Here is a 26,382-nt window from a genome sequence, read left to right as displayed (position 1 = left end):
CACTTTTTGACTATAAAAAACATTAAAAATTGCTCATATTGTAAATTCTGAAAAGTGTCATAAAGTACTGGATTCCAGTATGTAGAAAGGTTGTCTTGAAAACCTTAGAAAAAATAATATCGTTTTATGATAAAATAGTATTATATCGGATTGCACACAAAAATTAGATTTGTCAATATGAATTAAATTTTAACAAAACTTTAATTGTTTGATATTTATGATGCATAAATAGTAAGCAAAATAAAGTGGACTTGCTTTATAAGTAAAAGCAGACTTTAAAATACCGATTCTAAATTAAACACTATTTAATCTACCTATGAGAAAAACTGCTATACCGGTTTTATTGGCTTTTTCTGTGTTTGGATATGCACAAGAAAAAAAGCCTGCCGATTCAACAAAAACAGCCAATATTGAAGAGGTTGTTGTGACATCTTTGGGTATAAAAAGGCAAGCACGTTCTTTGACGTACTCCAGCCAGCAGATTGGCGGAGATGAGCTAACGGAAGTGAAGACTCCCAATCTTTTAAACTCGATCAACGGGAAAGTTTCCAATGTGCAAATCAATAGAACGTCCGGAGGTGTCGGAGGATCAGTAAGAGTTATAATGAGAGGTGATAAATCAACCAGAAATAGCTCACCTCTTTTGGTTATTGATGGTATTCCTGTGATCAATTCTATTGGTGGAGCTCCAGGGTCTCCAGGAACACCTGTCGCAGGATCTTACAATGGAGGAACCGATCCAGGAGATATTTTCAGTACTATTAATCCAGAGGATGTCCAAAGTATCAACTTTCTAAAAGGAGCTTCTGCTGCAGCATTATATGGATCTCAGGGAAGTAACGGTGCTATTTTGATCACTACAAAAAAAGGAGCTATTGGGAGAAGCAGTATTTCCTTTTCTTCCAGTATTACCTTCGACAGAGCTTATAGCCTGCCGAAGTTGCAGCATGAATTTTTACAAACGACTCCTTATAATCCAAATACAAATACTGCCGGATCTACAGGAAGCTGGGGAAAGGCAGGAAGTTCAAAAGATTATGCGAAAGATTTTCTTCGTACAGGAACAACCTGGACGAACAGTTTGACTTTTTCTGCAGGGAATCAAAAATCGACAAACTTCTTCTCTTTTGCAAATACTACGAATCAGGGAATTGTTCCTACTTCCAAATTTGATCAGTATAATATTAATTTCAGAAACTCCAGTAAATTTCTGGAGGATAAACTGACCTTGGATGCCAACTTGATGGGATCTATTCAGAAAGTGGAAAACAGAATGGCTCCTGGGCTTTATTTTAATCCATTATTCCAGCTTTATACGTTACCACGAGGGGTAGATTTTGACCGTTACAGAGATTATGAATATTTAGATCAGGAAAGATATATCCCAGCTCAAAACTGGTTTGATCCGAAAGGAAGTACCAGACCTTATTCTCAAAATCCTTATTGGATACTGAATAGAAATAAAGTGGTTTCCAATAACAAGAATTTATACACTTCTATTTCACTTAGCTATGCAATGAATGACTGGCTGACTGCCAAAGTTAGAGGAAACTATACCTATTATAATGCAGAAACAAGCAGGAACCTATATGCCAATACAGCTAGTCTTCTGGCTAATCCTAATGGAAAAATGTTTTATGATAATGTTCAAACTACAGCATTGTATGGTGATTTCCTATTAATAGGTAGCCCTCATATTTCGGATAATGTAAGTTTCGATTTTACGGTTGGAGCGAGTATTAATGATAAAAAAGATAAGGTTACGACAATCCAAAACAATAATCTGAGGAATGCTAATTATTTTGAGCTGAACAATTTGCAATGGCTGCCTAACGATACTTACCAGATTTATTATCCGCATGCAAGAACGAAATCTATATTTGCAAGTACAACTTTTGGATACAAGAAATTTGCCTACATCGATCTGACGTTTCGAAATGATTGGTCATCTACGCTATTTGGAAGTTCTCAGAACGCATTTGATTACGAATCTATTGGAGCGAATCTTATCCTAAGTGATATTATTCAACTGCCAAAGAATATTTCTTTCTGGAAAATCAGGGCTTCTTACGCAACGGTTGGGAACGCCTTAGAGCCTACCTATGCTAATCCTCAGCCAACATTTAACAATGGGGTATTTGGAAACAGTGCGAACCTACCGGATCTTGAACGTTATCCTGAGCTTACTCCTAAGCCTGAATTAAACAGAACTTTTGAAGTGGGAACAGAATTCAGAATGTTCAATAACCGGTTGAGTTTTGATTTTACCTACTATAATTCTAATGTGTCTAATCAATATCTGACAAAAGTAGAAGCAGCTCCTGGATTGAGTAATCAATCCGGAACCCTGATCGATATGAATGCCGGAAAAATTCAAAATACCGGATTTGAATCGTCTTTAACATATGATATTTTCAAAGGAGCTTCGTTTAACTGGACTTCTACAATCAATGCTTCTGCTAATAAGAACAGAATTATAGAATTGCTACCAGGTAATTTTTATGATGCGAGCAAATCCCTATTTACGTTAGCAGGAAGTACTTATAATAAATTGAGAGTAGGTGGCTCTTTTGGCGATATCTATGGTAGAGCATTTATGCGGGATGGTGAAGGCCGAATTATCGTTAATGAAAAGGGGGTTCCGCTAACGAATATTGATAATAATGTTTATTTAGGAAATCCTAATCCGAAATTCATTATTGGATTTAATAACTCTTTCACCTATAAAAATATTAATTTAAGCTTCTTAATCGACGGAAAATTCGGAGGACAGGTTTTGAGTCTTTCGGAAGGTGCATACGATTATGCCGGCGTAAGCCAAAGATCTGCGGATGCAAGAAAGAATGGTGGGGTGAGCATACCTAATGCGGTATATCAAGATGGAACTCCTTACACAGGAAAAACGGATGCTAAACTATATTATGAAAGTATCGGTGGCCAGGATGCACCTAATATAGATGAAGCTTATATTTATAAAGCAACTGCTGTAAGGTTGAGACAGGTTTCTCTTTCTTATTCCTTTAAGGTAAATTCAAAATATATGCAGGATGCAACGGTAAGTCTTATCGGATCCAATTTATTCTTCTTCTACAAAAAAGCACCTTTTGATCCGGAGCAAGTTTCCGGTGTTACTCCAGGTGGAGTGGGGGTAGATGCATATGGAATGCCAATTACCCGTTCAATAGGATGTTCTGTAAAACTAAATTTTTAAAATTATGAAAGCCAATATATTAAAAGTGTGCTTTTCTCTGTCCTTATGTATTGGACTTAGCTCTTGTACCAATGATTTTGGAGATATTAACTCAGAGTATGCCAACGTTACCAATGAAGTGTTACAAGCAGATTTTACCGGCTTAGTTAACAGGCTAAATCTGGCACAAAGAAACATTGTCTACCAAACAGATTACATGTACCAGCTTCAAAATAATCTAAACGCTGATTTTTATAGCGGGTATTTTAGTACGGCGACCGGAGGTTGGAATTGGAATAATAATTATTTCATGAATAGTGGGTGGAATGAGTGGATTATGAAAAACCAACTGGAAGAATCTATGCAGCGATATGTTGATTTTGAACAAACTCAAAAGAAACTATACGCCAATGTTGATTTTAAGGGAAGTTATGCTGTGTTTAATATCATAAGAGTTTTATCAGCCGCCAATGTATCCGATAAACACGGCCCTGTGATTTATAGTAAATTTGGACAATCAAACTCCGATTATTCGGTAGATTATGATTCGCAACAAGATGCTTATAAATACTTTATCCGTGATCTATCGAAAGCTATTGAGGTTTTACAGTCTAATTTAGGAGTAGAGGACAAAACGGTTCTTAAAAAATCTGATGCGACCTTCAATGGAGAGCCATTATCGTGGGCTAAATTTGCCAATTCTCTTAAGTTAAGGCTTGCAATGCGTATGTCTTATGTAGATCCTGTTGGTTCCAAGATGTACGCAGAAGAAGCATTAAGTTCTCCTGTTGGCTTTATTGAAAATAATGCGCAGAATGCAGCAGTTCGTTATGGCTCTCTATCTCCGGTGTATGTTGTAATATATAACTATTCCGACTGTAAGGCGGGAGCTTCTCTAACGTCTTATCTTAATGGTTATAATGACCCAAGACTTCCTTCCTATATTACAAAAGCTACTGATTCGGATGTGGCCAATCAATACATAGGAGTCCGTTTGGGTATAGACTTAGGAGGAAGTAAAGATCGTTATGGTAGCTTCTCTAATAATATTGCCCAATCAGCTTATGGTGATTATTTTTCACAAACTCAAGGATTGGCTAAATTATATACTGCTGCAGAAACCTGGTTTTTAAAAGCTGAAGCAGCCATCAGGGGATATGCCGGAGCAGGAGATGCAAAAACGAACTATGAGAGAGGGGTACAAACATCTTTGGAAGAGTGGGGGAAATCGGCAGCCTACAACACTTATATCAATGATGCGACTTCCATACAGCAAGCTTATGTAGATCCTAAAAATCCAACCAACAATGTAAACCTTGGTAATCCTATATTGAGTACGATTACGATTCAATGGAATAATGGAGAAAATTTTGAAAGAAAGCTGGAGCGTATCATTACGCAAAAGTGGATATCATTGTATCCTAATGGTTCTGAGGCATGGGCTGAGCAAAGAAGGACAGGTTATCCTAAAATATTCCCTAATATTATAAATAACAGCCAAGGAACGATCAGTACTCAAGGCTTTATCAGAAGAATACCAATTCCTTTAAAATACCGTGAAAATAATGGCCCAGGTTATCAAAGAGCCCTTCAAACACTGAATGGGCCTGATACAGGAGGAACAAAACTTTGGTGGGATAAAAAACCATAATAGGAACTCAATAAATAATTTAAAGTACAGAGGCCGTCTCAAATGAAAGGTATGGATACCTGCTTTTCATTCCGGCATAAAAAATTACAGTATTTTTTTATTTCTCACAATGTTTCGTTTAATTCGGAATGGAACTTTTGAGATGTCCTCTTTTTAGTATCTATCAATTTAACATGGGAAAAAACAATTCCGGAACTCGTTCAATACCACTTATCTTCTGGATTTCAACATTGTATTTTGCAATGGGGGTACCCTTTGTCACGATTAATGCAGTTTCCGGGATTATGTATAAAGACATGGGAGTTTCGGATTCTAAGATTGCTTTCTGGACAGCCCTTATTCTATTTTCCTGGACTATAAAACCCCTTTGGAGTCCTTTTTTGGAGATTTATAAAACCAAAAAGTTTTTTGTTGTTGCCACTCAGTTTGCCATTGGGATTTTGTTTGCATTAATTGCATTCAGCCTGCCTTTGCCTGGATTTTTCAAATACAGCATCGCGCTTTTTGCAGTTGTTGCATTTTGTGGAGCAACTCATGATATTGCAGCAGACGGAACTTATATCAATTTTTTGACAAATAAGGAACAGGCAAAATATATTGGATGGCAGGGAGCCTTTTATAATCTGGCAAAAATTATTAGCAGTGGAGTTCTGGTTTATTTTGCAGGAGTACTTGAAAAAACACAAGGGATTACTAAAGCCTGGATGATCATTATGGGAGTCTATGCGCTTTTATTCTTTATCTTGGGTGTTTATCATTACTCTGTTTTACCAAAAGAAAATAATAGGGAAAAGCAGAAAAATGCGAAGACTACAGGAAATATCCGTAAAGAACTTGTGGAGGTAATCACCTCATTTTTTACAAAAAAGAAGATTCTCTGGTCCGTGCTCTTTATTATTTTGTATCGTTTTGCAGAAGGGTTTGCTATCAAGATAGCACCCTTGTTTTTCAAAGCTTCGAGAACTTCAGGAGGTTTGGGGTTATCTACATCGGATATTGGGCTTATTTATGGAACCTACGGCTCTGCAGCCTTTATTTTAGGATCTGTTTTAGCAGGATATTTTATTTCTGCCCGGGGATTAAAAAGATCGTTAATCTGGTTATGCTGCGCTTTTAATATTCCATTTGTAGTATATGCTTTATTAGCTCATTATCAGCCGGATACTCTTCTTCCTGTAAGCATTGCAGTGGTCGTTGAATATTTTGGCTATGGGTTTGGTTTTGTAGGGCTGATGCTGTATATGATGCAGCAGATAGCACCGGGAAAACATAAAACAGCACATTATGCATTTGCAACAGGCATTATGAACCTTGGTGTGATGATTCCTGGAATGTTCAGTGGGATGATCAGTGACTGGATAGGATACAAAATGTTTTTTATCTGGGTTCTCATTGCGACCATACCGGCATTTGTGGTTACGTTGATAGCTCCTTTTCCACATACTGAAAAGCAAGAAGAACACTAATTCATTATTAAATAACTTAAATAAAAGTAAAAATACTTTATGACACCTCAATCAGCAGTGATCCCTTGGCAGGATCGTCCGGCGAATAGCCACGATATTATGTGGCGTTTTTCCGAAAACCCAATTATCGACAGATATGCGATACCTACATCAAACAGCATATTCAATAGTGCGGTAGTTCCTTTTGAAGATGGCTTTGCGGGCGTTTTCAGATGTGATAACAAAGCCGTGCAGATGAATATTTTTGCAGGTTTCAGCAAGGATGGTATTCATTGGGATATCCACCACGATCCTATTGAAATGAAAGCGGGAAATACGGAAATGATCGAATCTGATTATAAATATGACCCTCGTGTTGCATTCATTGAAGATCGTTACTGGATTACCTGGTGTAATGGTTATCATGGTCCTACTATTGGGATTGGTTATACGTTTGACTTCAAAGAATTTTTTCAGTGTGAAAATGCTTTTTTACCTTTTAACAGAAACGGAGTCCTTTTTCCTGAAAAAATTAACGGGAAATATGCCATGTTGAGCAGACCGAGTGATAACGGACATACGCCGTTTGGAGACATTTATATCAGCTACAGTCCTGACATGAAATATTGGGGCGAACACCGTTGTGTAATGAAGGTTACTCCATTTGAAGACAGTGCCTGGCAATGTACTAAAATAGGAGGAGGGCCGGTTCCTATAAAAACAGATGAAGGCTGGTTGCTTTTTTATCACGGAGTGATCAACACCTGCAGAGGGTTCAGGTACTCTATGGGCGCTGCTTTGCTCGATCTGGAAGATCCTACGAAAGTATTGTTCAGGACAAAATCTTACCTGTTGGCTCCAGCAGAAGTGTATGAACTTACCGGGGATGTTCCGAATGTGGTTTTCCCTTGTGCAGCCTTATCGGAAGGAGATAAAGTAACTGTATATTATGGTGCTGCAGATACTGTTGTTTCTATGGCATTCGGATATATTTCCGAAATTATTGACTTTATGAAAAACAATTCTATATAAATTAGGGATAAAATAAGAATGAAACACATTATTTTCTCGGTTTTAAAATAAAAATTTCATTTTTTTGTGTTGTCTTAAAAATGTTCAAGATCTCTCTATTATGAAAAAAGAACTGCTTATCTATTTTTTAATCACGCTGCTTTCTCAAACCGGAAATGCTCAACAACGAAAGAATGATATTCTTTCATGGGTAGATCCGTTTATTGGGACTGGTGGGCATGGTCATACCTTTCCGGGAGCAACTACACCCTTCGGGATGATACAGCTGAGTCCTGATCAGAATACGAAAAGTGGTGACTGGGACTGGTGCTCAGGTTATCATTACAGTAGCAAAACCATTATGGGGTTCAGTCATAATCATCTGAGTGGAACAGGATGGGCAGATCTTGGAGATATTTTGGTAATGCCTACCACCGGAAAAATAAAAATGGTTCCCGGAACAGAAGAAAATCCTGAAAGTGGGTATCGTTCTAAATTCAGTCATGAAAGAGAAACTGCATCTCCCGGCTATTATTCTGTGATGCTGGACAGTTATGGGATTAAAGCTGAGCTGACAGCCTCTCCAAGAGTGGGTTTTCATAAATACACATTTCCAAAGAGTGAGGAGTCTAATATCATCATTGACCCCACCAATAAAATCTTCGGAAATATTTATCATACGCTGGTAAGTATTGAGGGCAATAATAAGATCAAAGGTTATTGTTACAGTAACGGCTGGGGAGGTAAAAGGTTTGCTTATTTCGTTATGGAATTTTCAAAGCCATTTAAATCCTCCGGAGTATATTCAGAAGGAAAAATAAAAGAGAATGAAAAATTTGCTCTTGCTAAAGATGCCAAAGCATTTGTAAGATTTTCCACACAGGAAAATGAAAGCATTGAAGTAAAGGTTTCCTTATCTCCGGTAAGTACGGAAGGGGCCCAGGAGAATTTTGATGCAGAGGCGAAAAATGTAGACTTCGCGAAAGCTAAAGAAACAGCACAAACTACCTGGAGAGATCTTATCAGCAGATTTGATATTACAGGAGGAACAGATGACCAAAGAAAAATTTTCTATACAGGCGTTTATCATACGTTTATCGCACCCAATCTTTATATGGATGTGAATGGAGATTATGTTGCTGCGGAAGAAAATATGAATACGAAGTGGTTCACGAATTATAGTACCTATTCTTATTGGGATGGTTTCCGTGCGACACATCCGTTACTGACCATTATGGATCAGAAACACACGAAGGAATTTGCAAATTCTCTGATCAGCAGATATACAGACCGTAAGGATCATATGCCCATCTGGGAACTTTGTGGCTATGATAATTTTTGTATGCTAGGCTATCACAGTGTATCCGTAATTTGGGATGCTATTTCCAAGGGTGTTCCGGGAATTGACTCTGAAAAGGCATTTGCTGCCATGAAAGATGCTTCGCTAACAGATAAAATGAGTAGTAGTGATGGCGGCGGAGGCCTGAATGATTACATCAAACTGGGCTATACCCCATCGGAAAATGGTGCTTCTGTTTCGGCAACCCTTGAATATGCTTATGATGATTGGTGTATCCAGCAGCTTGCCGAAAAATTAGGTAAGAAAGAAGATGCGGAAGTCTATAAGAAACGATCTATGAATTTCCTCAATACATTTAATAAAGAAAATAACCACTTCTGGCCAAGGCAGAAAAACGGGCAATTCCTGGCAGATTTTCCTTTAAATGACTGGAAAAAACTACAGCCACACTGGGTATCAGGAAATATTTGGGCATACGACTTCTTTGTTCCGCATCAGATTGATGAGATGATTACACTGTACGGAGGAAAGAAAGGATTTGAGCAAAAATTAGATAAAACATTTACCGAAGAACTTAAAATGGTGGGAGAGCAGCATGTTGATATTTCCGGATTCATTGGATCTTTAGGATTTGGTGATGAGCCGGGGCACCACGTTCCTTATCTGTATAATTATGCCGATGCTCCTTATAAAACCCAGAAAATGGTCAAATACATCCGTGATCATATGTACGCAGCAAAACCTGACGGAATTGTGAACAATGAAGATTGTGGACAGATGTCAGCCTGGTATATTTTCTCCTCTTTAGGATTTTACCCGGTTACCCCAGGAAAAGCGGTTTATGCGATTGGTGCGCCTCAATTTCCAAAAGCTTCTTTAAAGCTTGAAAATGGAAAAACATTCACGGTGATTGCAGACAAAATATCTGATAAAAATATATACGTTCAGAAAATGTTTTTGAATGGCAAAGAATTCAAAAGCTGGGAATTGAACCACAATGATATCATGAACGGAGGAGAATTAAAATTTGTCATGGGAAATAAACCCGTAAAATAGAATTCATAAAAAATAACGAAATAAACGTATCAATGGAAAGGAGAAAATTTATTAAAACAAGTGCACTGGCAGGAGCCGGATTATTATTTGCGCAAAATGCTTTTGCAAAAGGATTAAGCGTAGAAGAATTCCCTGTTGTCCGTGTTCCTAAAGATAAAAGACATTTTACCAGCGAATCGGTAGAAAGTGCAATCTCGGCTTTCAAAAAGAAAGTGAAGAACAAAGAACTGACATGGCTTTTTGAAAACTGCTTTCCCAACACATTAGATACAACGGTTTTCTATACAGAAAATAACGGAACACCTGATACGTACGTTATTACCGGAGATATCGATGCCATGTGGCTTCGTGATAGCTCTGCCCAGGTTTTTCCTTATCTTCAGTTTTCAAAAAATGATGAAAAGCTGCATAAACTTATTTCCGGGGTCATTCACAAGCAGACACAATTTATTTTAAAAGATCCTTATGCTAATGCATTCTATAATGATGATCAAAAAATAAGTAAATGGAAAGAATATGATCACACCGATATGAAGCCGGGGATCCATGAAAGAAAGTGGGAAATAGACTCATTGTGTTATCCAATTCGTCTGGCTTATCATTTCTGGAAGACAACCGGAGATACCCAACCTTTTGATCAAAATTGGTTACAGGGAATTAAACTGACTTTACAGACATTTATAGAACAACAGAGAAAAAAGGATTTAGGACCATATAAATTCGAACGTACAACAGCCTGGGCTACTGATGGAATTCCAATGGGTGGATATGGTTATCCAACAAAACCTGTTGGATTGATCAATTCGATGTTCCGTCCTAGTGATGATGCTACGATTTATGCCTTTCTTATTCCTTCCAATTTATTTGCTGTGGTAAGCTTACGCCAGGCAGCAGAAATGGTATCCCAGATAAAAAATGAAAAAGCTTTAGCTCAACAATTAAATAGTCTGGCCGATGAGGTGGAGGCTGCCATCAAAAAATATGGAATTTATGATCATCCGGAATATGGAAAAATATATGCCTTTGAAACCAATGGTTTTGGAAGCTATAATCTGATGGATGATGCCAATTGCCCGAGTTTGTTAGGGCTGCCTTATCTTGATGCGGTAAAAGAAGACGATCCGGTATACCTGAATACCAGAAAATATGTGTGGTCGAAAGATAATCCATTCTTTTTCCAGGGAAAACTGGCAGAAGGGATTGGAGGGCCACATATTGGTCTTGATATGATCTGGCCGATGAGTATTATTATGAAAGCACTTACCACAAAAGATAAAGGCGAGATCAGATGGTGTATACAAACATTACAAAAAACGCATGGCGGAACCGGATTTATGCATGAGTCTTTCCATAAAGATGATGATAAAAAATTTACAAGAGCGTGGTTTGCGTGGTCTAATACCCTGTTTGGGGAGTTATTGTGGAAAACCTTTAAAGAGAATCCTGAGTTACTGGCGTAGATTCAGAATTTTATATTATATTCAACATAATAAAAAACCTCCAAGATGGAAAACAATAAAACTTTTACGCCAGTAGAGCAAACTTTTTTGAATGACGTTCCAAGAAATAGCCAAGTGAATGTCCCTTACATTGTGGTTGACAATTTTCCTAAACTGGGAATGCTTTCAGCATTTCGCTTTTTAGAATGGGTTTCCCAAAACCCTAAAGGGGTCATCAGTCTTCCTACGGGAAAGACGCCTGAATATTTTATTTATTGGACAAAGTACATCCTTGAAAACTGGGAAAAAGAAAACGTTGTTGAGCTAAGAGAAAAGCATCAATTATTATTCAAAGAAAAGCCATCACTGGCTGATTTGCACTTTGTTCAGATCGATGAGTTTTATCCTATAAAATCATCACAGGGCAATAGCTTTTATCATTATGTCAACAAATATTATATTGAAGGTTTTGGCCTAAAGAAAGAAAATGCCTTGCTTATTAATTGTGATAAAATCCCTTTGGCTGAAGGTAAAAGTTTTGAGGAGGTTTTTCCGGACAGCAAAGTAAACCTTGAACTAAGGTACCGTGAGGCTGAAAACCCAATGGAAAAATTGCAAAAAGAGTCCATTTTCCTTATCGATAACTGGTGTTCGGAATACGAGCAAAAAATCCGTAAACTGGGAGGAATTGGTTTTTTCCTTGGTGGAATAGGTCCGGATGGGCATATTGCTTTTAACATCAAAGGCTCTGATCCATATTCAACAACCCGCCTGACTTCTACTAACTTTGAAACACAGGCTGTTGCAGCCGGAGATCTTGGAGGGATTGAAATTTCAAGAGAGCGACTGGTGATTACAATAGGGTTGGAAACCATTGCCTATAACAAAGAAGCTGTAGCCATTATTTTTGCAGCAGGAGAGGCAAAAGCGCCTATGATTAAAAGTGCATTGGAATTACCTCCTTCTAATTTATATCCTGCTTCCGTTCTTGCTAACCTTCCGAACGGTAGATTTTATCTCACATTAGGAGCTGCAAGCATGCTGAATGATTATGTTGATGACTACTACCAATCAGGCAGTTGGTCTCAGGAAAAGACAGATAAGGCGGTGATGTCTCTAACTCAGAAGATCAATAAATACGCAGAGCATCTTACTCTGGATGACCTGAAAGAAGATCAGTATACAAAATTAATTCCTGGTCTTAATGAAGCTACCGTACAGGGTGTTATCAATTCTATTGAAAGTAAAATAAAAAAAGGAACTGAGTCGCTGAGCAATGAGGTTTTTTATCATACAGGTCCTCACCACGATGATATTTCTTTGGGTCTGTTACCCTATATTCATTATCAGTCCCGTAATGAAACCAATACCTCTTATTATTCAGTACTGACTTCTGGATTTACGGCGGTTACAAATAAATTTTTAATAAAGATCCTTAATGATACACTTTCTTTTGTAGAAAAGGGGGAAGTAGAAATGCTTAATTATCCGGACTTTTTTGAAGTAGGATATAAAAATAAAAAAGACAAAGATGTCTATCATTACCTGATCAATATTGCTTCCGGAGATGAGTATGAAAGATCAAGAGCAGTTTCCCACAGAATGGTGCGAAGCATTGTAGAGCTCTGGGATCTGAAAAGCAAATCGGATTTATCTGAAAAAATCAGAGAAATCATAGCTACAGTTAACTCCAGTTATGATGGTCAGAATCCTGAATCTAAAATTCAAATTCTGAAGGGAATGATCCGTGAATATGAAGAAGAACTGGTGTGGGCTCATTTTGGAGTAAGAACAAAGAATGTAAGTCACCTTAGACTTGGTTTCTATACCGGTGCTATCTTTACAGAAAAGCCGAATCGTGAAAGAGATGTTCTTCCGATCCTGCAAGAATTAAAAGAGATTAATCCTACGGTAATCAGTCTTGCCTTTGACCCTGAAGGTAGTGGACCTGATACTCATTATAAAGTTCTCCAGGCCATTGCAGAAGCGGTAAGAGAATGGGGGAAAGAAAAAGATCTTTCCAAACTTAAAATATGGGGATATCGAAATGTTTGGTATCAATTTAATGCTGCCGATGTTACCCATGTTTTCCCGGTATCCCTTAATGCAATGAGTACCATGGATGAGAGTTTTACCAATAGCTATTTAAGCCAGGTGGAAGCCTCTTTTCCAAGTTATCGCTATAATGGAAAATTCAGTCATCTGTCAATTCAGACCTGGGTTGAACAGTTAAATGCTGTACAGTTGATATTAGGGAAACCTTATTTCTATGATAATGGAAGCCCTCGCCTCAGAGCAACCCACGGGCTATTGTTTTTCAAAGAAATGAATGTAGAAGAATTTCTGCAATCTGCCCGGGAATTGGAGAAGAGTACAGAAGGTCAATTTTAATTCAATTTTATTTTTGAAATAAGGATAGGGGCGACGAATGATCATCTGTTTCAAAAAACATCAAGATCCACGTAAGCGACTTCGATTATTAGGCTATGCTTCGAAGTCGTTTATGATTAATTGAAGCTGATACTTTTAAATTTAAAAAGTAATTATTTTAAATTATGCTAAAAAAAATAATAGTAATAGTATTGCTGGCAAGTTTTCTTGTAGGATTTTCCCAGGAAAATTATCAACCTACCGAAGCTAATCTTAAAGCAAGGACTGAATTTCAGAATGAAAAGCTAGGAATGTTCATTCATTTTGGATTGTATAGCCAGCTTGGGAGAGGGGAATGGGTGATGAATAATGATAAGATCCCGGTTAATGATTATGACAAATTAAAAAACTTCTTTAATCCTATCGGATTTAATGCCCGAGAATATGTTTCCATGGCTAAGAACGGAGGTGCAAAATACATTACTTTAGTGACCAGGCATCATGACGGTTTCAGTATGTGGGACACAAAGTATTCGGATTTCAATATTATGAATACCCCTTTCAAAAGGGATTTGGTAAAAGAATTAGCTGATGAATGCCATAAACAGGGAATTAAAATAGTATTCTATTATTCTCTTCTGGACTGGACAAGAACCGACTATTCTTACTGGACTGGCCGGACTGGTAAAGGAACCGGACGTACTGACAAAGGTAACTGGAATGACTATATTCAGTTTATGAAAAATCAATTAACGGAGCTGCTAACCAATTATGGCGAGGTTTCAGGGATATGGTTTGATGGGTATTGGGACCAAATGGAAGAAGAAAAAGCAAACAGGAGTGAAAAAACATATGTGGATTGGAGAATGAATGAGATTTATGAGCTTATCCACAAACTTCAGCCTCAATGCCTTGCAGGTAATAATCATCATATCAGTCCTTTGGAAGGAGAAGATTTTCAGATGTTTGAAAAAGATATCCCCGGAAAGAATAAAAGCGGATTAAACTATCAGAAGATTTCACGATTACCTTTGGAATATTGTGAAACTTTAAATAATTCCTGGGGATTTGATCTGAAGGATAATAAAAACAAAACATTTAAAGAGTTCTTGCACCTGCTGGTCAATGCGGCCGGAAGCAATGCCAACTTGTTGATGAATGTAGGTCCAATGCCTAATGGTAAAATTCCGGAGCCCTTTATTCATTCCTTTAAAGAAATGGGAGCTTGGCTGAAGCTATATGGAGAGAGTATCTATGATACCAGAGGAGGATATTTATCACTTCAGGAATGGGGAGCGATTACCCAAAAGCCAGGTAAAATGTATGTTCATATTCTCAATAATCCAGGTAAAGCAATTACACTGGAGAAATTTCCATTTAAAAAAATTAATGCTGTCTATTTACTAAAGGATAAAAAACAGGTTAAGTATACTTTTAAGAATAATATTCTGACATTTGATAGCCATGCTTATGCTGCCAATGAGCAGGATCCTGATACTGTAATTGTTTTTGAAGGGAAATAAATGAGAGATTTTACAGGACTTACTGAGGCAGAAATCTGTATCAAAAAAATAAACTAATAAACTATGCAAAATGTAGTAGGAATTGACATTGGAGGATCACATATCACCATGGCCCAGATAGACCCGGAAAAACGTGAGATTATCCAGTCAACTTATGTCAGGGAACATATTGATTCTTTTGAATCGAGAGAAATAATCTTTTCTGAATGGATTTCGACAATTGAGAAAGGAACAGATGATCTTATAAAGAATCATCTTTTGATAGGTATTGCTATGCCGGGGCCCTTTAATTATGAAAATGGAACTTCATTAATGCAACAGGGGAAGTTCATTGATTTGTATCAAATTAATATTAAAGATGAATTGGCACAAAGGTTATCTATTTCAGATAAGCAGATTCAGTTTGTGAATGATGCCGCTGCATTTTTGGAAGGAGAGCTTTTCGGAGGATGTGTTCAGGGGTATCAAAGAGCCTTTGGAATCACATTAGGAACTGGGCTTGGAACTACATTTTATGATGGTTCTACGGTTACTGATGAAGATCTATGGAACTCAGCTTTCAGGGATTCTATTGCTGAGGATTATTTAGCTACAAGATGGTTTATTAAACGTTATACTGAATTAACCGGAGAAAAAATTTTAGGAACCAAGGAATTGTTGGATGCTCCTATAGAAATACAAGCTAAAATCTTTGACGAATATGCAGATTCCTTTGCGGAATTTATTATCAAATATGTAATGCATTATAGACCGGAAGTTTTAGTTATAGGAGGGAATATTGCTAAAGCTTACCCTTATTTTAAGGAGAAATTTAATGAAAATCTAGCAAAAAATAATATTAACTTGCCTGTTAAAATTTCAGCGATTTTTGAAGATGCCGCTATTTTAGGAGCTGCTGGTTATGCTTTGAAGAAAGTTCAGGTAAACTAAAAACAATATAATGAAGTCTCTATTTTCAACTTTTTTTCTTTTGATCAATGTCTGGGTACTGAGCCAGAATATATCTCCTGCAGATTATGTGAATCCATTAATGGGAACCCAATCTAAGCCTTCGTTATCTAATGGGAATACATATCCGGCTATCGGGCTTCCCTGGGGAATGAATATCTGGGCACCACAGACCGGTAAGATGGGCGATGGATGGGCTTACACTTATGATGCGGATAAAATCAGAGGATTTAAACAAACGCATCAGCCTTCTCCATGGATGAATGATTACGGAGCTTTTGCGATTATGCCGGGCGTGGGGAAAATGAAATTTAAGGAAGAAGACCGGGCTAGTTGGTTCAGTCATAAAGCGGAAATTGCAAAGCCTTATTTTTATAGTGTTTATCTGGCTGATATTAATGTCACTACAGAATTTACCCCAACAGAAAGGGCGGCATTTTTCAAATTTGATTTTCCTAAGACGGATAGTGCTTATGTTGTAATTGATGCATTGAACAAAGGTTCTTATATTAAAATTCTTCCAAAACAAAGAAAAATTATAGGGTATACAACCAAATATGCCAGAGGGAAATATGAGAATTTTAAAAATTATTTTATCGTTCAGTTTGATAAAGATTTTGATGTCACAACAACCTGGAAAGATGATAAATTAGTAAGGGATCAATTGGAAATCACCAGTGATCATGCCGGAGCTGTGGTTGGGTTTAAACTTAAAAATAAAGAATCTGTCTATGCAAAAGTGGCGTCGTCATTCATTAGTTTCGAACAGGCAGAATTAAATCTTAAAAGAGAAATAGCAGACCGAAGTTTTGATCAGGTAAAAGATAACGCTAAGGATGTTTGGAATAAAACACTTGGCAGAATAGAGGTAAAAGGAGGAACTGATCAGCAAATGAGAACATTTTATTCCTCTTTATACAGGACCTTATTTTTTCCGCAAAAACTGTATGAGATCGATGCTCAAAATAAAATAAAGCACTGGAGTCCTTACAACAGTAAAATACTGGATGGAAAAATGTTTGCGGGAACCGGTTTTTGGGACACATTCCGTGCATTATACCCATTCTTGAATCTGGTGTATCCAGGTATTAATGTAGAAATGCAGGAAGGTTTGGCAAATGCTTACAAGGAAGGAGGCTTTTTACCGGAATGGAGCAGTCCTGGTTATTCTGATATTATGATCGGAAATAATTCGGCATCCGTAGTTGCCGATGCTTATATTAAAGGGTTGCGGGGCTATGATATTGAAACTCTTTGGCAAGCTGTAAAACACGGGGCTAATCATGAGGGACCTATTGATGCAGTAGGTCGTAAAGGGGTAGAATATTATAACACTCTGGGCTACGTTCCTTATGATGTTAAAATTGATGAAAATGCAGCCAGGACATTGGAATATGCGTACGATGATTTCTCTATTTATCAGTTGGGAAAGGCTTTGGGGAAACCAGCTTCGGAAATTGATATTTATAAAAAAAGAGCATACAATTATAAGAATATGTTTGATCCTGAAACGGGTCTTATGCGTGGAAAAAATAAAGAAGGTAAATTTCAGTCGCCATTTAACCCTTTTAAGTGGGGAGATGCTTTTACAGAAGGAAATAGTTGGCATTATACCTGGTCGGTTTTCCAGGATATTGATGGTTTGGCAAAATTGATGGGTGGTAAAAAGAAATTCGAAGCTAAACTGGATGAGGTGTTTTCCCTTCCGCCGGTTTTTGATGATAGCTATTATGGAAGCGTAATACATGAGATCAGAGAAATGCAGATTGTGAATATGGGACAGTATGCTCATGGTAATCAGCCTATTCAGCACATGATCTACTTGTATAATTATGCCGGAGCACCATACAAAACACAATATTGGGCAAGACAGGTAATGGATAAACTATATCAGGCAACGCCTGATGGATATTGTGGAGATGAAGATAACGGGCAGACTTCTGCATGGTATGTTTTTTCTGCATTAGGATTTTATCCGGTTACGCCCGCAACAGATCAATATGTTTTAGGAGCTCCGTTGTTTAAAGAAGCGACGATTCATCTTGAAAACGGGAAGAAAATAGAAATAAAAGCCCCGGAAAATAATGATCAAAAAATTTATGTAAAGTCATTACATGTGAATAGTAAACCTTATTCCAAAAACTGGCTAAGCCACAAAGAGCTTATACAAGGCACAGTTTTAGATTTTAAGATGGATAATCAGCCTAATAAAGAAAGGGGATCGCAGGAAAAAGATTTTCCCTATTCAATGTCTAAAGAATAATTATAAACTAACATTAGCATAGCGATGAGTGCAGAAAAGAAAGAAATATTTGAGAAAGTAGAAAAGATGTTAAAGGCTCAAGGATTTAATCTTGCAGCTAAAGATGAAACAAGACCTTGGGGTGGTTTTTTTGTAATTGATGAAAATCAGGCACAGGATTTTGCCAACCAATATTTTGATGGAATTGATGTAGAAAGTTTAAAAATAGGAGGAAAATTAAGCCCTAAAATTCTGATTGTTGCCCCTCAGGCAAGATTGAGCTGGCAGTATCACCACAGGAGAGCTGAGATCTGGCAGGTAGTAGAAGGAAAGGTAGGTGTCAAAAAAAGTGATACAGACGAGGAAGGAGCGCTGAAAGAATACCATCCGAAAGATCAGATCAAGCTTCAGCAGGGGGAAAGACATAGGTTGATCGGATTAGAGGGTTGGGGTGTTGTTGCTGAAATCTGGCAGCATACAGATGCATCCAATCCGTCAGATGAAGACGATATTGTAAGAGTACAGGATGATTTTGGAAGATAATTCCGCTAAGTATAATTGATCTCTGTCCGCCATTTTCTCAGAGAATGACGGACAGTGCTTTTTAAGATGAATCTATCATGAAAAAAAATATTGTATGCTTTTGTATGAGTGTGCTGTTCGTAATCATTACGAATGGGCAAGTAGTCTCATCGCCCAATAATCAGTTAAAACTAAACTTTCAGGTTGAAGCAGAGGGGGTTCCATATTATTCATTGAACTATAAGGATAAAACAATTATAAAAGAAAGTCAATTGGGATTTGTTTTAAAGCCATCGTATTCCTATTTCTCCGAATTTAAAGTGGAAGGGATTGATTATTCCACCTCCAATAAAAGCTGGAGTCCGGTTTGGGGGTCTAATAAAGAAATAGTTGATCATTATAATGAAATGCTTGTTCATTTAGTACAAAATAAGACCGGTTGGAAACTGGATATCAGGTTCAGGCTTTTTGATGATGGTTTAGGTTTTAGATATGAATTCCCTGTTCAAAAGGATTTAAGACACTTTACCATAAGCAGTGAAAAGACCAGTTTTAATTTAGGAAAAGATTATAAGGCATTTTGGATTCCTGCTGATTATGATACCAATGAATTTCCTATAACGACCTCGAACTTGTCGGAAATCTCAAAATTGATCGACGATGTCCGGAAAGAACCATTGGCAGCAAAAGCTCCAAGCGCTACTCTTGCAGTACAGGCACCCCTCATGTTGAAATCAAAGGATGGAATTTATATCAATATTCATGAAGCGGCCTTAACAAATTTCCCTGCAATGACCCTTAATGTCGATGAGAAAAATTTTATATTATCTTCTAATCTGACTCCGGATAAAAATGGAGACAGAGGTTTTGTTCAAACAGGCTCGGTAAGCCCATGGCGTACAATGATTATCAGTAATGATGCCAGAAAGATCCTGTCTTCCAATCTAATTGTTAACCTTAATGAACCAAGTAAAATTGAAGATACCTCATGGATAAAACCTACTAAATATATTGGGGTGTGGTGGGAATATTTTACAGGTGGAGGCTCTACATGGGCATATTCCGATGATCAGGATATCAGAATTGGACAAACGGATTACGGAACTCTGAAACCTAATGGCAGGCATGGGGCCAATACCAGGCACGTTAAAGAATATATTGATTTCGCTTCAGAAAATGGTTTTGATGCGGTTTTAGTAGAAGGGTGGAATGAAGGCTGGGAAGATAATCAGGCGTATAGGAAAGAGCATATTTATAGTTTTACAAAAGCATATCCCGATTTTGATGTAAAAGAACTTCAGGCATATGCCAAAAGCAAAAATGTGAAGATCATCATGCATCACGAAACGACATCGTCTGCGATAGATTATGAAAGGCAATTGAAAGAAGCATTTCAGTTTATGAAAGATAATGGGTATAGTGCTGTGAAAACAGGATATGTGGGCCCTATAATTCCCCGAAGTGAATACCATGATAGCCAATGGATGGTGAATCATTATACCTATGTTGCCGAAACAGCCGCGAAATATCATATTATGGTTAACTCACACGAAGCAGTACGGCCAACCGGTTTGTACAGAACTTATCCCAACTGGATTGCTCAGGAATCGGCACGGGGAACAGAATTTGAATCTTTCAACGGAAACCGGCCTGATCATACGACTATTTTGCCATTTACCCGGTTGATAGGAGGCCCGATGGATTATACACCGGGGATATTTGAAGGAGATCTATCCGTTTATGGAACTAATAAAGCCAGGCTAAGTACAACACTTGCCAAGCAATTAGCGCTTTATGTCACCATGTACAGCCCGCTTCAGATGGCTGCAGATCTGATTGATAATTACAAAAAATATCCTGATGCTTTTCAGTTTATTAAGGACGTTGCTGTGGATTGGGATTCTTCCTACATTCTTGAAGCCGAGCCTGGAGATTATATTACCATAGCAAGAAAAGCTAAAAATAAAGAAGAATGGTTTGTGGGAAGTATTACTGATGAAAATTCAAGAGAAGCAACCGTAGACTTATCATTTCTTCCAAAAGGCCAGAAATTTGAAGCGGTTATTTATAAGGATGGAAAAGATGCGAGCTGGAATCATAATCCTAAAAGTTATGAAATTTCAAGACAAAATGTAAAGTCAAATACCAAGCTGAAAATAAAAGTTGCTCCCGGTGGGGGCTTTGCAATAAGTATAAAATCTTAAGATAATAAAAAGAGTGCTTACTCTTTTCTTTGTCTTCCGTTTGGGTGTCTTTGAATTTTATGTTGCAAAATCTCTTAAAATGGTGATGATAAAGTCGTTTATGTTTTAATTTTAAATAGTATTTTAAATACTATTAATTCAATTTTATTGTTGAGCTGCTATAAGTTAATCGGCTCTAAATTACATGGTATTTTGTGTTATTTTTATATTTTAATAATAATTTACATTTATTATTATAAATTATCGTGTACTTTGTTAAATTATTTTTTTATTTTTGAATAAATTAAAATAGTATTTAAAATACTATTTTAATTGTGGGCTTTTTAAATGTATAATAATTTAAATGCACTTTTATGAAACACAATGTATCAGTTAAAAATTTCGTTTTTTTTATTTTGTTTTTGTTCTTTACAACTTCTTTTTTTTCTCAGGTTTCTCAAGAGAGAAGGGGGCATAAAAAAGCAGACCTTATTGTAATGAATGCAAAAATAACAACGTTGGATTCAGCAGTAACTAGCGCGACTACGGTAGCTATTAAAGATGGAAAATTTATTGCTGTAGGGAGTGGAGATATCCTAAGACGCCATAGGGGGCAACGTACCCGAGTGATTAATGCCCGGGGAAGCCGTTTAATACCAGGGATTATAGATGCGCATATGCATGTGACGAGTTATGGAGCAACCTTTAATCGTGAGATCAGATGGGATAATCTTACTAGCCTGGAAAGTGGATTGCAGATGATAAAGGAACAAGCGACACGAACACCACAAGGGGAATGGGTGAGAGTATTGGGAGGTTGGGCACCTGCCCAGTTTACCGAAAAACGGATTCCCACACCATCAGATTTAGATGAAGTGTCTCCTGATGTACCGGTAATGGTGACTCATCTGTGGGATAGGGTGATTTTAAATAAAGCAGGACTGGCTGCATTAAATATTACAAGAGGTACTCCTGATCCCGCTGGTGGATATATAGAAAGAGATTCTAATGGAGAACCTACCGGAGTAATGGTGTCAGTAAGTGATTGGGCTGTGATTTTAGGTGCTATGGGACAATTACCCCGACCTGCTTCTCGGGAAGAAATAATAAGTTCTACAAAACAATACGTATGGCAGCTCAATAGTTATGGAGTTACCAGTGTTCTGGATGGAGGGGCAGGAGCTTATCCTCAAAATTATCAAGGTATTATGTCAATGGCACAGGATAATCAATTGAATTTACGTGTTGCCGGCACATTGTATCCTCCTATTGGAGTGAATGAAAATCAGCAATTTAATACATGGCTTGATACTGTGCCGATTAATACTACAGATCCGTTTTTTAGAATATTCGGAGCTGGAGAGATTTTGTCATACGCAGGTTTTGATTTGACTAATTTTCAGCAGGAACGTCCTGATCTTCCTAATCTGGAATCTGCTATGAGACCTATATTATCTTCATTAATTCAAAGAGGATGGTCTTTCAACCTGCACGCTGCATATGATGAAACTATTACTCGCTTGCTTAATGTAATAGAAGAAGTGAATGCAAGTACCCCGATTTCTACTCGTTGGTGGATAGATCATGCAGAAACATTATCCGTTAATAATATGGATCGAATCAAACGATTAGGGGGAGGCGTAAACTTTCAGGGGCGTTTGTATTTTCAAGGAGAGCAGTTTCTTCAACAATACGGATCTTCAACTGCTCTACAAATGATTACTCCGGTAAAAGAAATGGTTAGAAGAGGAGTTCCGGTAGGACTGGGTACTGATGCCCTTCGTATTGCTAGTTCTAATCCATGGATTACGGCTTATTACCTTGTTTCCGGAAAGGCTGCCGGAGGAATTCAGGTATTGCCTGCTGATGAGCGTCTTACCAGGGAAGAAGCATTAAAATTATATACCTTGGGAAGCGCTTGGTTTTCAGGGGATGAAGATAAAAAAGGTTCCATTAGTGTTGGGAAATTTGCAGACTTCACCTTATTATCAGAAGATTATTTCACGATTCCTGAAGAAAGGATAAAAGCTATTCGTTCGCTTCTTACAGTAGTGGACGGCAGGGTGGTGTATGCTAGTGGCCCGTACGGAAATATGGCTACTGCTCCAAATGTTTTACCTGAATGGTCGTATTATAATAGAAGCAAAACTGCTGCTATCACCAACTTTATGGGAAATAAGAATCGAAATACTGTTGAGCTTCGATGGAAGGCTTCAGGCGAGAATCTAAAGCGTTTTATTTTGGAGCGTAGTGATGACAATGGCCAAAGTTTTATTCGTATAAGTACCATTGCTGCGAATAATCAATCTGGGGAAAGTAATTATAGGTTTACGGATGGTAAAGGACATAGTCATCACATTTCCTATCGTTTACAAGCCGTCAATGCCAATGGAATAGCTGAAGATGAAAAAACTATAAACGTTGATGCATCTTCTTTAAATGTTACGGTATCTCAAAATCCAGTAATTAATAATCTGTTGATATTATCAATAGAAAATACCATGGCACAAGCCTTGAGGGTACAGGTGAGCTCATTATTGGGACGGGAATATATTAATAGATCTTTTACGGTTGATGCTGATAAGCAGGTTAGAGTAAATGTTTCCAGGCTGCCCAAAGGGATTTATTTAGCGACTGTATCGGACAATACAGGAAGACGAACGGTTAAATTTATTAATAAATAAGAATAAGGTTGGCTAAAAGGTAATCATGATTACGTGTATTAGGAGGGGTATTTTTTCTAAAAACTGAAAACAGCACCAATTTCGGTGCTGTTTTTTATAAGATTGAAGTAATTTATGTTTTATTAAAAAGTCACATCTAAACCTACATAAAAATTGGCTTTCATGATAGGAGCGTAGATCATTCCGCCATCAAAGTAATTTCCGAAAGGATTTTTAAAATCTACAATCGCATTCTTCTGATAGTAAGATGTTAAATTTTCACCACCTAAATAAGCTCTCAGTTTTTTATTGAAATTTCTTGAAATCTGTGCATTCAAAATTGCATAAGATTTAGAGTATCCCGGTAGTTGAAACTCAGATGGATTGCCGGATGTATCAGGAAGCCTTTGTTTTCCAACCCAATTTAAAGTTGTATCAAAACTCCAGAAACCACCTTTTTCACTTTTATTGGTATTGTAGGCAAGATTAACGAACCCACGGTTTTTAGCCATAAATGGGATCTCTCTTCTTCCGTCAAGATAATCAGCTTGTACATCGTAATACTTATAGGCTACTTTTACTTCAAAGTTTTTCAAAGGAATGAAGTCCCATTGTACCTGTAGACTATTGGCAAAAGATTTTCCTTCCAGATTATAAAATACCAACTGTTGAGGAGATCTGTCAAGGTCCACCATTACCTGATCCTGAAAATCCGTTCTGAAGAAATCAGCAACGATAGAAGATTTTCTTCCGAAAATTTTAAACTCCTGTTGTAAACTTGCTCCGTAATTCCATGCAATTTCGGGTTTTAATCCATAAATATCTCCACCATTTTGTATGATCTGAATGGTACGGTTCGATGCAAAATATTGTTGATTTTCAGCAAAGACCGACGCTGTTCTGAATCCTCTTCCTGCTGATAGCCTTAAAATGGTTTGTGGGGTGAAATCATATTTGAAATTCAGTCTTGGTGTAAACTGGGTTCCTGCAAGATTATGAAAATCTACTCTTGCTCCCGCTACCAATGTGTATTTCAATCCGGTTAAAGTATACTCAGCAAAAGCTCCCGGAACAATTTCATTCCTTTTATAGGGAGTGTTGAGGTAGGTCTCATCATACCCATCATACATAAAACTCGCTCCAGCCTTATACTTGTGGTTGGTATTTCCGATAATGCTCTCAAAAATTAAATTGGAATAAAATGTATTCTGCTTACCTGAATAATTTCTTAACCCAAAAAAGCTGTCCTGCTGATGGTAAACATATTGATTCATCCAGCCTAAACTTTGATAAGGCTTTCCTTTAAAAACATATCCTGTTTTGTTCCACACCTGAAACCTTGAAATGTCAATTCCTACTCCATAAGGACTCTGCTTGTCCTGAGCCAGTCTTTTATCAAAATCGGTTTGTCCGGCAGTTCTGTTGTCCTTCACGAAGTTAATTCCGAAGTGAGATCCAAATCCTGATTTTTCAAGATCGTTATAATTAAGTAGATAGGCTGCATTAATCTGCGTTCCTTTCGGACGATCAAGAAATCCGTCATTATTCATATCCGTATTTCCAAAAGTTCCGTTTCCATGCAATAAGAAAGTCTGAGACCACTTCTCGTTGATAGGAGAAACACTTGTAATATTCGCTTCTGCTCTTCCATTGAAATCGGCAAATAGATTCAGGGATGTTTCAGGAGTTTTTGCATTTTTTAGAAGTTCAGTGTTGATTTGTCCCGTAATACTTTCATATCCGTTAGTTACTGTGCTTCCTCCTTTTGTCAGTTGAATGCTCTCAATCCATCTCCCTGGAATAAAACTTAATCCATAAGCTGAAGCTAATCCTCTGATTTCCGGTAAAAGCTCTTTCGTTAAGCTGGTATATTTCTGGTCAAGGCCTAGCATTTTAAGCTGTTTTGTACCTGTTACAGCATTGCTAAAAGAAACATCTACGGTAGCGTTCGTTTCAAAACTTTCAGATAGGTTACAGCAGGCTGCTTTCAGCAGTTCCTTTTTATCGATATTGAAAACCAGTCCTGCTTCTTTTTTATTTAATGAAGTCGATGCTTTTGAAACAGATAACTTTACCTCCTCAATCTTTTTTTCATAACTCCCTTCATTCTGAGCTTCTGATGATGAATCATTTTTGTGAGAAGCTACTTTTTTGTCTTCCTCAAAATGTACGTTGGCACCCTTTTCTCCTAAAGCGACGGTTCTGTCGTAAAGACAACATGCCGGGAGGTTATTGTAAACGCTATCGTCTGAAGTATATTTTTCATTATCATGCCCAACGTCAGCGATCTTTTTTAAAATTGTATCTGCTGAAGTTTTGGTATTGTCAAAATCTAAAACAACAGTTTGTGTTTCGGCGCTCCATTCTGCAGAATTGGCTCCGGCATCTTTCGCTGCTTTTTCAATTCTTGCCTTACATGATGCACAATTCCCTTTTACATAAAATTCATGTTCTGATTTAGATTTTTGAATGGCTGTATTGGTGTTTGAAAGCTGAAGGTTCCTTTCATAATGGCAACATCCCGGAAGGGCCTCATAAGTTTCATCGGAAGCCTTAAATCTTTCGTTATCATGACCTGCCTCGGCCACTTTTTTAAGAATGTTATCCGCTGATGTCTGGTTTTCGGTTTCTAAAGTGAGAGTCTGTGAGTCAATTGAGTATCTGGCTGCTTTTGCTCCTGCTTTTTTCGCTGCTGTTTCTATTCTCTCCTTGCACATTTCACAATTTCCTTTTACCTGGAACTGGCTTTTAAGATTCTGAGCGAATATAAATGGTGCAGATAATAAGCATAATCCAAGAATCATCCTGGAAATAAATAATTTCATTTTGTTTAAAATTT

The 26,382-nt window shown here is 37.4% G+C and carries 14 protein-coding genes; 13 read left to right on the top strand and 1 reads right to left on the bottom strand.

Translation table 11 applies throughout. The annotated features are described in order from the left end of the window. Window positions 1-316 precede the first annotated feature (316 nt). The 13 genes from CJF12_RS13130 to CJF12_RS13070 all read left to right on the top strand — a co-directional run bounded on the left by CJF12_RS13130 (window position 317) and on the right by CJF12_RS13070 (window position 23,564). On the top strand, window positions 317-3,211 hold the full coding sequence (locus tag CJF12_RS13130; RefSeq protein WP_228379027.1) for a SusC/RagA family TonB-linked outer membrane protein: 2,895 nt from the start codon (window positions 317-319) through the stop codon (window positions 3,209-3,211). Between the two features lie 4 nt (window positions 3,212-3,215). Next, window positions 3,216-4,841, top strand: a complete 1,626-nt coding sequence (locus CJF12_RS13125) for a SusD/RagB family nutrient-binding outer membrane lipoprotein (RefSeq protein ID WP_034680631.1) — start codon at window positions 3,216-3,218, stop codon at window positions 4,839-4,841. A 173-nt stretch (window positions 4,842-5,014) separates the two neighbouring features. Further along, entirely contained in the window at window positions 5,015-6,307 is a 1,293-nt protein-coding gene (locus CJF12_RS13120; protein ID WP_034680627.1) for an MFS transporter, read from the top strand. A gap of 39 nt (window positions 6,308-6,346) precedes the next feature. Next, window positions 6,347-7,318: a glycoside hydrolase family 130 protein gene (locus tag CJF12_RS13115; protein WP_034680625.1), complete on the top strand. Its 972-nt coding sequence runs from the start codon at window positions 6,347-6,349 to the stop codon at window positions 7,316-7,318. Window positions 7,319-7,418: 100 nt separating this feature from the next. Beyond that, a complete protein-coding gene (locus CJF12_RS13110; RefSeq protein WP_051887142.1) occupies window positions 7,419-9,653 on the top strand; it encodes a GH92 family glycosyl hydrolase in 2,235 nt (744 codons plus the stop codon). A 32-nt stretch (window positions 9,654-9,685) separates the two neighbouring features. Further along, window positions 9,686-11,113, top strand: a complete 1,428-nt coding sequence (locus CJF12_RS13105) for a glycoside hydrolase family 125 protein (RefSeq protein ID WP_034680624.1) — start codon at window positions 9,686-9,688, stop codon at window positions 11,111-11,113. A 45-nt stretch (window positions 11,114-11,158) separates the two neighbouring features. Then, complete coding sequence (locus CJF12_RS13100) at window positions 11,159-13,483, top strand: glucosamine-6-phosphate isomerase (RefSeq protein ID WP_034680622.1); 2,325 nt, start codon at window positions 11,159-11,161, stop codon at window positions 13,481-13,483. Between the two features lie 164 nt (window positions 13,484-13,647). Beyond that, complete coding sequence (locus CJF12_RS13095) at window positions 13,648-14,985, top strand: alpha-L-fucosidase (RefSeq protein ID WP_034680620.1); 1,338 nt, start codon at window positions 13,648-13,650, stop codon at window positions 14,983-14,985. Between the two features lie 63 nt (window positions 14,986-15,048). After that, complete coding sequence (locus tag CJF12_RS13090; protein WP_034680619.1) at window positions 15,049-15,915, top strand: ROK family protein; 867 nt, start codon at window positions 15,049-15,051, stop codon at window positions 15,913-15,915. 10 nt (window positions 15,916-15,925) lie between these two features. Next, window positions 15,926-18,196: a GH92 family glycosyl hydrolase gene (locus CJF12_RS13085; protein WP_051887141.1), complete on the top strand. Its 2,271-nt coding sequence runs from the start codon at window positions 15,926-15,928 to the stop codon at window positions 18,194-18,196. Window positions 18,197-18,220: 24 nt separating this feature from the next. Next, a complete protein-coding gene (locus tag CJF12_RS13080) occupies window positions 18,221-18,718 on the top strand; it encodes a cupin domain-containing protein (RefSeq protein ID WP_034680618.1) in 498 nt (165 codons plus the stop codon). Between the two features lie 77 nt (window positions 18,719-18,795). After that, complete coding sequence (locus CJF12_RS13075; protein ID WP_034680617.1) at window positions 18,796-20,901, top strand: glycoside hydrolase family 97 protein; 2,106 nt, start codon at window positions 18,796-18,798, stop codon at window positions 20,899-20,901. A 353-nt stretch (window positions 20,902-21,254) separates the two neighbouring features. Next, a complete protein-coding gene (locus CJF12_RS13070; RefSeq protein WP_051887140.1) occupies window positions 21,255-23,564 on the top strand; it encodes an amidohydrolase family protein in 2,310 nt (769 codons plus the stop codon). Window positions 23,565-23,686: 122 nt separating this feature from the next. Here the strand turns inward: CJF12_RS13070 and CJF12_RS13065 are convergent, their stop codons facing one another. Then, window positions 23,687-26,368, bottom strand: coding sequence for a TonB-dependent receptor domain-containing protein (locus tag CJF12_RS13065; RefSeq protein WP_034680616.1), 2,682 nt, complete (start codon window positions 26,366-26,368; stop codon window positions 23,687-23,689). Between the last annotated feature and the right edge of the window lie 14 nt (window positions 26,369-26,382).

It is taken from the genome of Chryseobacterium piperi (assembly GCF_002285635.2).
In the GTDB taxonomy this organism is placed as follows: domain Bacteria; phylum Bacteroidota; class Bacteroidia; order Flavobacteriales; family Weeksellaceae; genus Chryseobacterium; species Chryseobacterium piperi.
The sequence above is the reverse complement of the archived record's forward strand: the minus strand, read 5'-3'. Positions and strand labels throughout refer to the sequence as shown.